This is a genomic window from Stenotrophomonas acidaminiphila (assembly GCF_001431595.1).
In the GTDB taxonomy this organism is placed as follows: domain Bacteria; phylum Pseudomonadota; class Gammaproteobacteria; order Xanthomonadales; family Xanthomonadaceae; genus Stenotrophomonas; species Stenotrophomonas acidaminiphila.
In genome coordinates this window covers 1-12,878 of sequence record NZ_LDJO01000028.1, presented here as the reverse complement: position 1 = coordinate 12,878, position 12,878 = coordinate 1, and the positions used below count along the sequence as shown (strand labels likewise).

Annotated in this window: 16 protein-coding genes and 1 tRNA gene; 5 read left to right on the top strand and 12 right to left on the bottom strand. The window is 67.5% G+C overall.

The window, feature by feature from the left end; all coding sequences use genetic code 11:
• Nucleotides 1–141, top strand: a 141-nt coding sequence (locus ABB33_RS18215; protein ID WP_152985044.1) for an IS3 family transposase, incomplete at its 5' end; no start/stop codon positions are given.
• A gap of 125 nt (nucleotides 142–266) precedes the next feature.
• On the opposite strand, the gene ABB33_RS10630 is transcribed toward ABB33_RS18215, so the two are convergent.
• Nucleotides 267–359: transfer RNA gene (locus ABB33_RS10630), tRNA-Ile, on the bottom strand.
• Between the two features lie 529 nt (nucleotides 360–888).
• Between ABB33_RS10630 and ABB33_RS10625 the strand changes: the two genes are divergently transcribed.
• The 4 genes from ABB33_RS10625 to ABB33_RS10610 all read left to right on the top strand — a co-directional run bounded on the left by ABB33_RS10625 (nucleotide 889) and on the right by ABB33_RS10610 (nucleotide 5,428).
• Nucleotides 889–1,665 (top strand): glucose 1-dehydrogenase, encoded by a 777-nt coding sequence (locus tag ABB33_RS10625; RefSeq protein ID WP_056932084.1) that lies wholly within the window; start codon nucleotides 889–891, stop codon nucleotides 1,663–1,665.
• 312 nt (nucleotides 1,666–1,977) lie between these two features.
• Entirely contained in the window at nucleotides 1,978–2,397 is a 420-nt protein-coding gene (locus ABB33_RS10620; RefSeq protein ID WP_056932083.1) for an H-NS histone family protein, read from the top strand.
• 263 nt (nucleotides 2,398–2,660) lie between these two features.
• A complete protein-coding gene (locus ABB33_RS10615; RefSeq protein ID WP_056932087.1) occupies nucleotides 2,661–3,413 on the top strand; it encodes a DNA-formamidopyrimidine glycosylase family protein in 753 nt (250 codons plus the stop codon).
• Between the two features lie 98 nt (nucleotides 3,414–3,511).
• Nucleotides 3,512–5,428 (top strand): alpha/beta hydrolase family protein, encoded by a 1,917-nt coding sequence (locus ABB33_RS10610; protein ID WP_248842451.1) that lies wholly within the window; start codon nucleotides 3,512–3,514, stop codon nucleotides 5,426–5,428.
• A 51-nt stretch (nucleotides 5,429–5,479) separates the two neighbouring features.
• On the opposite strand, the gene ABB33_RS10605 is transcribed toward ABB33_RS10610, so the two are convergent.
• From ABB33_RS10605 to ABB33_RS10560, 11 genes are all read right to left on the bottom strand, one after another.
• Complete coding sequence (locus ABB33_RS10605; RefSeq protein ID WP_152985043.1) at nucleotides 5,480–5,893, bottom strand: c-type cytochrome; 414 nt, start codon at nucleotides 5,891–5,893, stop codon at nucleotides 5,480–5,482.
• Nucleotides 5,894–5,919: 26 nt separating this feature from the next.
• Nucleotides 5,920–7,599, bottom strand: a complete 1,680-nt coding sequence (locus tag ABB33_RS10600; RefSeq protein WP_056932081.1) for an electron transfer flavoprotein-ubiquinone oxidoreductase — start codon at nucleotides 7,597–7,599, stop codon at nucleotides 5,920–5,922.
• A 139-nt stretch (nucleotides 7,600–7,738) separates the two neighbouring features.
• Nucleotides 7,739–7,870 carry a hypothetical protein gene (locus ABB33_RS19195; protein ID WP_263863269.1) on the bottom strand — a complete coding sequence of 44 codons (132 nt, stop codon included), beginning with the start codon at nucleotides 7,868–7,870 and terminating at the stop codon, nucleotides 7,739–7,741.
• Between the two features lie 10 nt (nucleotides 7,871–7,880).
• The gene (locus ABB33_RS10595) at nucleotides 7,881–8,207 is read right to left on the bottom strand and encodes a carboxymuconolactone decarboxylase family protein (protein ID WP_056932080.1); all 327 of its coding nucleotides are present in this window, start codon (nucleotides 8,205–8,207) and stop codon (nucleotides 7,881–7,883) included.
• A 391-nt stretch (nucleotides 8,208–8,598) separates the two neighbouring features.
• Nucleotides 8,599–9,081: a GNAT family N-acetyltransferase gene (locus ABB33_RS10590; protein ID WP_056932079.1), complete on the bottom strand. Its 483-nt coding sequence runs from the start codon at nucleotides 9,079–9,081 to the stop codon at nucleotides 8,599–8,601.
• 77 nt (nucleotides 9,082–9,158) lie between these two features.
• Nucleotides 9,159–9,533 (bottom strand): PH domain-containing protein, encoded by a 375-nt coding sequence (locus ABB33_RS10585; RefSeq protein WP_054662284.1) that lies wholly within the window; start codon nucleotides 9,531–9,533, stop codon nucleotides 9,159–9,161.
• Between the two features lie 62 nt (nucleotides 9,534–9,595).
• Nucleotides 9,596–10,012, bottom strand: coding sequence for a hypothetical protein (locus tag ABB33_RS10580; protein WP_056932078.1), 417 nt, complete (start codon nucleotides 10,010–10,012; stop codon nucleotides 9,596–9,598).
• Nucleotides 10,013–10,329: 317 nt separating this feature from the next.
• A complete protein-coding gene (gene catB / locus ABB33_RS10575; RefSeq protein WP_054662291.1) occupies nucleotides 10,330–10,962 on the bottom strand; it encodes a type B chloramphenicol O-acetyltransferase in 633 nt (210 codons plus the stop codon).
• 204 nt (nucleotides 10,963–11,166) lie between these two features.
• A complete protein-coding gene (locus ABB33_RS10570; protein WP_082595066.1) occupies nucleotides 11,167–11,709 on the bottom strand; it encodes a YdeI/OmpD-associated family protein in 543 nt (180 codons plus the stop codon).
• Nucleotides 11,710–12,225: 516 nt separating this feature from the next.
• Nucleotides 12,226–12,570 (bottom strand): DUF7079 family protein, encoded by a 345-nt coding sequence (locus tag ABB33_RS10565; RefSeq protein ID WP_056932076.1) that lies wholly within the window; start codon nucleotides 12,568–12,570, stop codon nucleotides 12,226–12,228.
• Nucleotides 12,571–12,702: 132 nt separating this feature from the next.
• The coding region (locus ABB33_RS10560) for an IS3 family transposase (protein WP_152985042.1) at nucleotides 12,703–12,878 on the bottom strand (176 nt) is incomplete at its 5' end.

The window sequence follows — 12,878 nt, the reverse complement described above, 5'->3', positions numbered from 1 at the left end:
ATCTATCCGACACGGGCCACTGCTGCATCGGACGTGTTCGACTACATCGAGATGTTCTACAACCCCATCCGCCGACATGGTTCCGCTGGCGGACTGTCACCGGTAGAGTTTGAGAGGCGCTACGCGCAGAGCGGCGACTGAGTGTCTACGGAACTCTGGCCGGTCCACTGATGCTCTTCCGCCGCAGTGGTGCCGTCGTGTAGTGGCGGAGGCCCTGCGATGCAGCCAAGCGGGCAAGACCGGGTGAACCTGTTCAATGCACCTCTTGGTGCCCCTGGCCGGGATCGAACCGGCACAAGCCGCTTATCTGGCGCTGACGGGATATAAATCCGCTGCTCTACCTATTGAGCTACAGGGGCCCTGATCGTTGCGATCAGACCGGTATTCGACTGCAGATCAGGTAGATGGGATTGGGGAGCATATGGTCAGCGTAGCATGCGACAGCATGTGGATAGCAAGATCTTTCTTCTCTTTGGAAGAGGGTGCTCAGCAGATGTCGAAGCAGAACTCCCACCAAAGTCGTTACAACCATGAAACCAAAGTCGTCTCAAGAGACTATCCGGTTTACCCATTGATTTAGAAGGGGAAATTTCAACTTTTCGAGGCGTTGCGGCCATAGTCATGGCTGAGAAGAGCGACTTTGCTTTCTCGTCTATCCCCCAACCGGGCTGCCGGACAGCGTCACCGGCACTGCCGGGGCCCTGCGCGGCGTGAGCGGCAACGGGCCCGCTGGCGCTTGCCGGTGGCGCTTTCACCCCGGATTTCCTCCCGCTCCGGCACAGTGCTGATTCCGCGCCCGGCAACCGGACCGGGCCGGGCACCGCTTCGGCCGGATCGGGGCGTGCCCGGCCTGACCGGGCGCGCGCCCTCACCCGGAAGGAGACGCCCATGAACCCGAACCCGTTGTTCGATCTCACTGGAAAAACCGCCATCGTCACCGGCGGTGGCAACGGCATCGGCCGCGCCAGTGCGTTGATGCTGGCCGCCCATGGTGCGGCGGTGGCGATCGCCGACCTGAAGCTGGCCGATGCCCAGAGCGTGGCCGCCGAGATCACCGCCAACGGTGGCCGGGCGCTGGCGCTGGAATGCAACGTACTCAAGGACGAGGACCTGGTGCGCACCGTGGAGCGCACCGCCGCCGAGCTGGGCGGCATCCACATCCTGGTCAACAACGCCGGCGGCGGTGGCGCCGGGCGCGAGAGCCCGTTCGAGATCACCGTGCAGCAGTTCGAGCGGCCGTTCGAGATCAACGTGTTCAGCGCGTGGCGGCTGGCCCAGCTGTGCGCCCCGCACATGAAGAAGGGCGGCTACGGCTCGATCATCAACATGTCCTCGATGAGCTCGATCAACAAGAGCCCGGCCATCAGCGCCTATGCCGCCTCCAAGGCCGCGATCAACCACATGACCGCCAACCTGGCCCATGACTACGGCCCGGACAACATCCGCATCAACGCGGTGGGCCCCGGCGCGGTGCGCACCGCGGCGCTGGCGACGGTGCTGACCCCGGAGATCGAGCAGCGGATGCTGTCGCACACGCCGATCAGGCGCCTGGGCGAGCCGGGCGATATCGCCGGGGCGGTGCTGTATTTCGCCGCGCCGATTTCCAGCTGGGTCAGCGGGCAGATCCTGTTCGTCAACGGCGGTGGCGTGCAGACCCTGGATTGAAGCGGCACGCGGCTGTCGCTGCGGGTCCGCCCGGCAACGATGGCAGGTAGTCGAGCACCGCCCTGCGGTGCCGTGGGCCTGACGTCGTGTTGGGCATGAATGGGCCGGGCCCCACCTATGGGGCTTCCAGGAAGGCTTCCGCGGGACCGCGCGTCCCACGCGATGCCGCTACCACGCATCGCCCCGGAGCAGGCCTCGCCCGGCGCGGTGCCGGCCCGGCGGCCGATCCTGCCGGGCGGGAGCCAAAGCGGGCCCTGCATGCAGGTGCAATCATTTCTTGACACCCGTGCGGCCCGAACTGAGGCTAGCCCCATGCCTATCGACCTGACCCCACTGAGCGTCCGCGAACTGGACGCGCTGATCCGTGACGCCCGCGCGCGGCACACGACCCTCACCGAGCGCCCGCCCGCGGCCCGGGTCAGGCGCCTGCTGGCGGCCCAGGCACGCACTGCCGGTTACACGATCGAGGAAATCTTCGGGACCGACGCCGCCATGGTGCCGCCGGAACCCAAGGCGCGCGCCAGGCGCAAGCGCGGCAAGGTCGAGCCGAAGTACCGCGACCCCGACAATCGCCGCAACACCTGGACCGGCCGTGGCCGGATGCCACGCTGGCTTGCGGCGAAGACGAAGCACGGTCGCAGCGTGGCCGACTTCCTTATCCCGGGCGTGGCCAGGCTCACCCCGAAGGCGCAGGCGGCCACCGGCCGGCGCCGGCTGGTCAAGCACAGCTGAGTCCCACGGCGCGGCGCGCGGTGGCGCCGCGGCCGGCATCCGTTGCCCACGCACCAGGCGCCACGGGCGGTGGTCGGAGTTGCCGGCTTCACGCCCGCACCTACGCCGGTTCACCGGCGCATGACAAACGCGACGGGACGGTGGCCGCTCCGCATCAGGAGCGCCCATGTCACCACCCATTCCTCTCCGTCAGGTGCCGTTCTCCCGTCGCAGGCGCTTGGCGTCAGCGTACGGACCCGCTGCCCGGACGTGCGGTGGGCGCCATGCCTGAAGGGCCGTCGATCGTGCTGCTGCGTGAGGCGGCCGGGCGCTTCACCGGCTGCACCGTGCGCGAGGTCGGCGGCAACTCCCGCCAGCCGCTGGCGCGCATGCACGGCTGCCGGGTGCGGGCCGTGCGCAGCTGGGGCAAGCACTTCCTGCTGGAATTCGACGACTTCAGCCTGCGCATCCACCTGATGATGTTCGGCAGCTGGCTGGTCGACCAGCGCAAGCCGGCAGCCCCCCGGGTGGCGCTGCGCTTCGACAACGGCGAGCTCAACGTCTATGCGTGCTCGGTGATGTTCATCGAGCAGCCGCTGGACCAGGTGTACGACTGGCGCGCGGACGTGATGAGCAATTGCTGGGACCCGGCCCTGGCCCGCCGCAAGCTCGAGGCCTCGCCCGCCACACTGGTCTGCGATGCGTTGCTGGACCAGCAGGTATTCTCCGGCGTGGGCAACATCATCAAGAACGAGGTGCTGTTCCGCATCCGCGTGCACCCGGCTACCCGCGTCGGCGACCTGTCGCCTCGCAGGCTGGGCCAGCTGATCGCGCAGGCACGCCGGTACAGTTTCGAGTTCCTCGCCTGGAAGCGCGCGTTCGTGCTGAAGAAGCACTGGCAGGTACATACCCGCCGGACCTGCCCGGCCTGTGGTGGGCCGATCAGCAAGCTCTACATGGGCAGGACACGGCACCGCACATTCTTCTGTGACCGTTGCCAGGCACTCGGTGGCGCCGGCGATGCGCCACCGTCCTGAGCCCCTCCGCGCCCTTCCCGGGGACCGGTCCATGGCCTACGCTGCGCCCACTACGTGGCTTCTGGAGTGTTGTCATGGGAAGGGGATGGTGCGGACTCGTGTTGCTGTTGGCAGGGACGTTGGCGGGCATGGCGGGGGTGCCGTCGGCACAGGCCCAGGCATTGCCGGTGGAGGCATTCGCCAAGGCCAGCCCGTTCTCGATGCCGCGGCTGTCGCCGACCGGCGACTACCTGGCGCTCTCGACCGATTTCGGCCAGGGCAACCACGCCGTGCAGGTGCTGCGCCTGTCGGACATGCAGCGGATGGCGGTACTGCGCCTGCCGCGCTACGAAAGCCCGTTCCAGATCGTGTGGGTAGGTGACGGGCGCCTGGTGGTGGCCAAGGGCCGCAAGTACGGCTCGCTGGAGAAGCCGCTGCCCACCGGCGAGATCATCGCCAGCGATTTCGATGGCCAGAACCAGCGCTACATCTACGGCTACGAGCAGCAGAACGCCGCGGCCGGCCTGGATCGCGGCTTCGGCTACATCGAGAGCGTGGCCGAGAGCAACGATGGCCGCTTCTACATGCGCCAGCTCAAGCGCAACCCGACCTCGTCCATGCTCTACGTGGTCGATACGCAGCGCCCGACGTTCAAGCTCATCGCCGACATCAACGTGCCGCAGCTGGAGTTCGTGATCGACCGCAACGGCGTCGCGCGCTATGCATGGGGGCGCGATGATGACGACACCCATCTGCTGTACCGGTCCGATGATGGCAGGCGCTGGCAGCCGCTGGCACCGCCGCAGGCCGGAAGCATCTGGACGCCCATGTCGTTCTCGGCGGACAACACCAGGGTGTATGGCGCGCTCAGCCATACCGACGGGCCGTCGCAGCTGGTGTTGAGCGACCTGGATGGGGGCAACGCGGAGGTGCTCGTTGGCGATGGCTTTTCGAGCGTCGGCCTGACGCAGTGGACCGGCCATCCATCGATACCGTTCGCCGCCGCGGCGCAGGGCGGTCGTCCGCGGCTGGTCTACTTCGACCCGGGCCGCCCCGAGGCCGAGTTGCACAGGACACTGGCGGGACTGCTGCCGCAGCAGCACGTGACCTTCGTCGATGTCAGCCGCAATGGCCAGGTGGTGCTGGTGCACATCGCCAGCGACCGCGACCCCGGCAGCTGGTACGTGTTGAAGCGCTCCACGAACAAGCTGGAGAAGGTGCTGGCGTCGCGCGACGGGATCGACCCGGCACTGATGGCCGAGCGGCGCCCGGTGCGCTTCAAGGCCAGCGACGGGGTCGAACTGGAGGCGATGCTCACGATCCCGCGCAACGGCGACGGTCGCCGCCTTCCCGTCGTGGTGCTGCCGCATGGCGGCCCGCACGGGGTCAGCGACGACTGGTTCTACGATACCGACGCGCAGTTCCTGGCCAACCGCGGCTACCTGGTGGTCCAGGTCAACTACCGCGGCAGCGGTGGGCGCGGGCGTGCGTTCGAGCGCCTGGGCTACCTGCAATGGGGCACGCGCATCCAGCAGGACCTGCTGGACGGGCTGGACCATGCGGTTGCCGCCGGGCTTGCCGATCCGCAGCGGGTCTGCGCGTACGGCGCGAGCTTCGGCGCCTACTCGGCGATGATGCTGGCCGCGCGCGCACCCGGGCGGATCCGTTGCGCGGTGGGCCTGGCCGGCGTCTACGACCTGAAGATGATGTACAGGAAGGGCGACATCAAGGACAGCGCCTATGGGCGCAACTACCTGGAGCGGGTGATCGGCCGCAGCGACGACGAGTTGCTGGCGAACTCGCCGGCGAACCTGGCGGCGGCCATCAAGGCGCCGGTGCTGCTGGTGCATGGCGAACGCGATGAACGCACGCCGATCGCACAGGCCAACGCCATGCGTGCGGCGCTGGTCGCGGCGGGCAACGCGCCGCGCTGGATGGCGGTCGCGGGCGAGGGCCACGGTTTCTACAACGACGACAACAGCATCGCCTTCTATCGCGCGCTGGAGGAGTTCCTGCGCGAGCACATCGGGAGCTGAGCGCGGCCGCGGCCGCGACCATCCGCCTCCGGCGTGGTCGCACCGGCCCGGCTAGCGCGGTGGTTGCGACAGGTACTCGATCACCGCCCTGCGGCGTTGCGGGTCGGACGTCGCGTTGGGCATGCGGGTGCCGGGCACCTGCTTCTGCGGCGAGGCCAGGAAGGCATCCAGGGTCCGCGCATCCCAGACGATGCCGCTGGCGCGCATCGCCTCGGAGTAGGCGTAGCCCGGCGCGGTGCCGGCCCGCCGGCCGATCACGCCATGCAGGTTGGGCCCGACCCGGTGGCCCAGGTCGGCGCGGGTATCGTGGCAGCCCGCGCAGATGGCGAAGGCGCGCTCCAGCTCGCGTTGATGCGGCGTGGCGTCGGCGGCGTGGTTGAACGCATCGCGCTGGCCGCAGGCGCCGAGCACCAGGCACGCCGCCGCCAGCGACAGGCGCCGCAGCGTCGCCGCCACGGAATCCATGCCCCGGGGCCGGCCGCCGTGGCGCATCACATCGCCGGGTAGTTGGGTCCGCCGCCGCCCTGCGGGGTCACCCACACGATGTTCTGGGTCGGGTCCTTGATGTCGCAGGTCTTGCAGTGCACGCAGTTCTGCGCGTTGACCTGCAGGCGCGTGTCCGCGCCCTCGCCGACGAATTCGTACACGCCCGCCGGGCAGTAGCGCGCTTCCGGGCCGGCGTACTCGGCCAGGTTGATGCGCACCGGCACCGTGGGGTCCTTCAGCGTCAGGTGGCTTGGCTGGTCTTCCTCGTGGTTGGTCGAGGACAGGAACACCGAGCTGAGCCGGTCGAAGGTCAGCACGTTGTCCGGCTTCGGGTACTCGATCTTCGCGTGCCTGCTGGCCGGCTCCAGGCACTCGTGGTCGGCCTTGGCGCGGTGGATCGTCCACGGTGCGTTGCGCACGCCCAGCTTGGGCAGCAGCCACTGCTCGATGCCGGTCATCAGCGTGGCCAGGGTGCGGCCCTTCTTGAACCACTGCTTGAAGTTCTTGGACTGCAGCAGCTCGGTCTTGAGCCAGCTGTTCTCGAACGCCTCCGGGTAGGCGGCCAGTTCGTCGCGCGAGCGGCCGGCCACCAGCGCCTCGAACGCCGCCTCGGCGGCCAGCATGCCGGTCTTGATCGCGGCGTGGCTGCCCTTGATGCGGCTGACGTTGAGGTAGCCGGCGTCGCAGCCGACCAGCGCGCCGCCCGGGAACACGGTCTTGGGCAGCGACAGGATGCCGCCGGCGGTGATCGCGCGCGCACCGTAGGCGATGCGCTTGCCGCCTTCCAGGTGCTTGCGGATCGACGGGTGGGTCTTGAAGCGCTGGAACTCCTCGAACGGGCTCAGCCACGGGTTGCGGTAGTCCAGCCCGACCACATAGCCGATCGAGACCTTGCCGCCGTCGGCGTGGTACAGGAACGCGCCGCCGTAGGTATCGTCGTCCAGCGGCCAGCCGGCCGCGTGCACCACCAGCCCCGGCTCGTGCTTGGCCGGGTCGATCTGCCACAGTTCCTTGATGCCGATGCCGTAGGACTGCGGATCCTTGCCTGCATCGAGCTTGAAGCGGCTGATCAGCTGGCGGCCGAGGTGGCCGCGCGCGCCTTCGGCGAAGATCGTGTAGCGCGCATGCAGCTCCATGCCGCGCTCGAAGTTCGGGCCCGGCGTGCCGTCCTTGTGGATGCCCATGTCGCCGGTGGCCACGCCCATCACCGCGCCGTTGTCGTCGTACAGCACCTCGGCGGCGGCGAAGCCGGGGAAGATCGCCACTTCCAGCGCCTCGGCCTGCTGCGCCAGCCAGCGCGTCACCTCGCCCAGGCTGACGATGTAGTTGCCGTGGTTCTGGAAGCACTCGGGCAGCAGCCAGTTGGGAGTGGCCTTGGCGCCGGTGGCGTCCAGGAACAGGAACTCGTCGCGGGTCACCGCCTGCTTCAGCGGCGCGCCCTTGGCCTGCCAGTCGGGGAACAGCTCGGCCAGCGCACGCGGGTCCATCACCGCGCCGGACAGGATGTGTGCGCCCGGCTCGGAGCCCTTCTCCAGCACGCACACCGACAGCTCCTGGCCCTTCTCCACTGCCAGCTGGCGCAGGCGGATGGCGGTGGCCAGGCCGGCCGGGCCGGCGCCGACGATCACCACGTCGAACTCCATCGCTTCGCGCGGCGGAAGGGCGGAGGAGGCTTCAGTATTCATGCGGGGACTCTTGGCTGGGGCCGGCGACGGCGTGGCGACGGGCTGAACGCCCATTTTCACCGACCCGGCGGCGATGTTCCAATCCGCGCGGAATCAGGGGTCGTAGCGGCTGCCGCTGGCGCATGGCCGGGGCGGTGCGTCAGGCGCTGTCGCGTGGCCCGTGTTCCTTCAGGAACTCGACGATGGCAGGTGGCATCGGGCGGCATCCACACGCCGCGGCGTGCGCCAGGTGCCAGGCGACGCGCTGCTGGAACGTGGCATTGGGTGGCATGCGGTTGTGCTCATGCCAGGCTTTGTTGGTCGTTCCCATCGTAAGCCTCCATGGCGGCCGGAAGCGCGCCGATCACGACCGCGCCGGCGGCGGGCAGGCCCACGAGCACCGCGCTGAGCACTTCCTGGCGCGATGCCCCCTGCGCCTTTGCCGACAGTACGTGGAACGGAATGCCGGAGCTGTTGCCGGTGGCGGCGAGCACTGCGATATAGGCCAGCTCGGCGGTCTTGCCGTCAAGCGCGCCGCTGCCATCCAGTGCGTCGGCGACCCCGCGCCAGGCGCCGGCGACGGCAGGCGCTTCACGCATGAACATGGCAAATGCTTTCGATACGCTCATGGGACCTCCCTATGTGGGCGTCGCGCCGTGCAACGCCTGGGCGCATCGGCATGATATCGGCATCGCCGACGGCATGAGGGCCCGCCGGACCTCGCCGCCGCCATCGTTGTCTGCCGGGGAGCCGCCGGGTGGGAATCTCCGGCATGCGCCGGTGCCGCGCCGCCATTGCGGCCGCCATGGATGAGAACTTGCCCGGGGGCGCGTGCAGGGACCTCGAACCCTGCCGCCGATGCGATCCAAGGCAGGCAGCTCCCTCGGGGATACCGACGAAGCGCGCGGCCGGGGCCGGCATTGCCTGGACGTGCAACGGCGTCCGCGCGGAGCGGCGCCAGCAGGGGCGGGCTGCACCGGCCGGTGCACGCCAGACCGGTGCGGCCGGTGGGGCGGAAAGTCAGGCCGTACTGTCCTGCGGAACCAACGGCCTGACCATGAAGACATTGAACGCCGTGGCCGTGTACTCGCCGAACGGGCCGCACCAGGCAAAGCCATTGCGCAGGTACAACGCGTGGGCGGCGGCAAACGGCGCACCGGTTCCGGTTTCCAGGTACAGGTGGGTGTGCCCCCTGTCGCGTGCCACGCGGAAGATCTCGTCCAGCACCGCCTGGCCGACGCCACGACGAAGGAATGCCGGCCGCGTGCGCATCGACTTGATCTCGCCGGCGTGGTCGCCCAGCGCCTTCAGTGCGCCGCAGCCGCACAGCTGGCCGTCCAGCCACGCCGACCAGAAGGTGATTCCCGGGGCCCGCAGGCTGTCGAGCGCCAGCGCATGGACGTGGCCTGCGGGGGTATTGCCGTGCATGCGGGCCAGGTGCTCGGTGACGAGCGCCTGGACCTGCGGCGAGGACAGGTCGTCGGGGCGGACGATGATCGACATGGTGGGTGTCTGCGTTGTCGGGTGCTGCGACCGATGGTGTGGAACGTGGCACCGGCCCGGCAGGCGGATCAGCCCTGTCAGGCCAGAAGCACTGCCTCGGCGATCAGCCGGTCGAGCCGGCGCACGTCGATGCCCTTGTTGAGGTTGACCTTGATGTGGCCCGCCTTGGTCCACAACTCGATCTCCGAGTTGAAGTTGAAGATGCCGTGCCCGTTCTCGGACGACCACATGTAGATGGACGAATACGGCAACGAATAGATCTCCACCTTCTTGCCGGTGAAGCCCTGGGCATCCCTGACGATCAGGCGCTTGTTGGTAAAGATAGCCGCGTCGCGGAAGGTCTTGTATGCGGCGATTGCCGTTTCACCGGCGACCAACAGCTCATGCACGTCATTCGGGACCGGGCATTCGGACACCAGGGTCCACGCCAGGATTGCGGCGGTTTCCGCCATTGCCTGTTTCTCCTTGGGTAGCAGCCGCGCGGGTATCGCGCCGCATGCAAGTGCGCAGTGCGCTAGCCGATTTCGACCCGCTTGAGCGGGGTGCCGACGATGCTCCCGTCCGCGCGCCTGTCGAGCTTGAGGAGCAGCACGAAAGAAGTCAGGGTGCTGCCGATCTCGCGCGGATACGCACTGCGGTCCTTCGCCTCGATGAAGTAGCACCAAGGTTCGTAGCCCTGCTCGAACACCAGTGCCAGCTTCGCATCCTGGTCATTCCTGGCCGGCGACTTGCCGCCTTGCTCGTTGATGCCCCACTCCGGCCCCTGGACGAGGTAGGCCTTCGCGCCATCGTGCGTGCAGCTGTTGTCGGTCCAGATGCTGAAATACACCTTGCGCTCGGAATCGTTGACCCCGCACCAGCTCCACACGGTGTTCAACTGCACTGCACCCAGCCGATCCATCAGCTGCGAGCGGTTCTGGGGTCTGGCCATGTCGTTCCTCGGATGCGCAGCAGGTATCGAGCCGCGTGTCGCGGCAACCGGCCGAGTATGGCCGCTCGCAAAGGTGTTGTGAATCAGGAACCCCCCGCGCCGGTTGCTGCATTGCATGGTGCTGCCGCACCCGCCTGGTCTCCACGGTGGCGCGCCACTGCGCGGTCGGGCCGGGAGTGCCGCGGAGTCGCACTTCGGACGGAGCGGCAGGATCACCTTGCCCCGTGGCGTGGCGATCCTGGCGCCGCGGGCCCGGTCCGCCACGTGGCCGCTGTTGGCGGACACGTGGGTCTGCGCGGATCCACGCCGGCCGGGGTTCAGGCGGAATTGCCGCGCCAGTAGGCGTGCAGGCCGACAATGTCGGATGTGCACAGCAGGGGCATTGCGGCCTCGATCCTGTCGATCGGCCAATCCCACCACTTCATCTCAAGCAGCAACGCTATCTCCGCATCGGAAAAGCGCTTCCTGATCTGTTTCGAAGGGTTTCCGCCCACGATCGAATACGGCTCGACATCCCGTGTGACCAATGCGCGGCTGCCGATCACCGCGCCATGCCCGATCCGCACGCCGGGCATGATCATCGCTTCGGACCCCACCCAGACGTCGCTGCCCAGCACCGTATCGCCTGCCCGCTGGAACGCATCGTGCGCGTTCGAGAATGCGCGCTCTTCCTTCATGTAGAAAAACGGAAAGGAAGATGCCCAGTCATGCCGGTGGCCCTGGTTGCCAGCCATGATGAAGCAGGCACCGGAACCAATGGAACAGAAGCTGCCGATGATCAGCTGGTCGACGTCGTCGCGATCCGGAAGCAGATAGCGTGCGCAATCGTCGAACGAATGGCCGTGGTAGTAGCCGGAGTAATAGCTGTATCGCCCGACCTTGATGTTCGGGTTCGTCACCTGCTCGGAGAGCAACTTGCCCTTGAACGGGCTGTCGAAGTAGTTGGTCATGAGGATCTACGTGTCGTACGCACACTACCTGCTGGAGATTGGTCGCGCAGCGCCGGACTGCCGATGCCCGCGTGGATGGACCTGCAGCGATGCATCGCGTGAAGCGGACGTCCTGACGCTGGGGAATCCACACGGCTGCATGGGCCGTGTGGCGCCACAAAATACAGTGGTCCTGATCGGCATGCCAGGCGCCCGCGCCGATGTCTAGCCGCTCTCCTCCGCGGGGCAGGCGAGCGCCTTGCTGTAGAAGCCCGATGGATCGAAGCAGCACACGCGCTTCTTTCCCTTCTCGAGCATGTCGATCGCGTTGGCGGCCCGTTCGTGCCGCGTTGCCTCCTGCTTGGCGGATTCCATCCAGTGAACCCAGTCGATCCTGGCCAGCGTGGTCGTGCCCGCCCAGGTCGCCCGTGCGGACGGACTTCCGTCCAGGAGCACCTGGAAGTAATCGGGCAGTGCCGGATCGGGTTGCTCATCCAGCTTGGCCAGCGTGAACAGCGCATTGCTTCCCGCCGCCAGTGCTTCCTTCCTGATGACGCCGGGCGGGACGATGAACCAATGCCCGAGCTTGCCATCGGGCTCCATCCGCGCATCGAAATGACTTGTGCCGATGGACACGCGGGCCGTCATCCTGCCGCGTCGCAGATGGGATCTGCTCACTTCGGGTGGAACCGTGGCGAACGAGAACGCCCGGCCCGCCGCGACGAGGACCGGGCTGCAAAACGTGGTCGGCTGCTTCTTGTTGGGCATGCGGCACGCTCCTGTCGATATCCCTGGCACCTGGGTTGAGCTGCGGTGCCGGGCGGCGCCAGTTCGAGTGGATTGCCAGGTGGCGATGCGGTGGATCAGGCAGACCTTTGACCAGCAGAAACCACACACGACCCGGATAGCCGCGCCAGTGTCATTGCCTGCCGTCCAGCCGCTGTCCTTCCGCAACGAATCCTCGCATGCCTTGCACCCGCCCTGCAGCTTTGGATCATCGGGGTCATCGTCGGACCGATGCAGGCCGGCATCTTCTCACCCATGACGCCCGGTTCCGCACCAGACTGGCACCCGACACCGCGGCACGGGCAGGCTCAACGCAACGGGCATCCGCCGGCCGGCAATGAGGTGCTGGTCGCCGGCGGCGCTGGTCGCAGTCCCCCCGGACAGGAAGCCGGGTACGCAGAACATGCGCGCCTGAGGGACGACACAATGCGCGGCGGTTGCAGGCCTGACCCAGGTGCCAAGGCAACGACGCCGCACGGCGGTGTCGGCAGCAAAGGGCTAGCAGGTGTTTGCGCCCAGGTGCATCAGCACCTTATCCCAGCAACCCTGCACTTCCTCGACGAGTATCGTTGGCCCTGTTCGGCGAGCCACGCCCTGCGAGGGGCGAATGTTGGCCACAAGCCACTCCCGGCTCCAGCCCGCCCACTCCCCGGCAACCGATTGCAGATTGCGGTGAAGAACGGGAAAGACCTCGTTCCACAAGACCGCTTCCGCTTCCAGCCGGGTAACACCGGACGCCCTGACAACGCGTGCCACGTGCTGATACACGGCTTCGTCCAGCTCGGTATCCAGGAAAAATTCGGAGAAGGCCTCCCACAGCGCCACCCGCGTGTCTGCATCCATCGACGGTTCTCCAAGGTGCCAGGCACCCGCATCAGGCCGGACCGCTGGCTGGCGCCGGCCCGAATGAAAAGGATGGAGTGTGTACTGCGCACCGGGGACCGCCCAATGGACCGGCCAGAGTTCCGTAGACACTCAGTCGCCGCTCTGCGCGTAGCGCCTCTCAAACTCTACCGGTGACAGTCCGCCAGCGGAACCATGTCGGCGGATGGGGTTGTAGAACATCTCGATGTAGTCGAACACGTCCGATGCAGCAGTGGCCCGTGTCGGATAGATCCTTCGCTTGGTCCGCTCCTTCTTCAATACAGTGA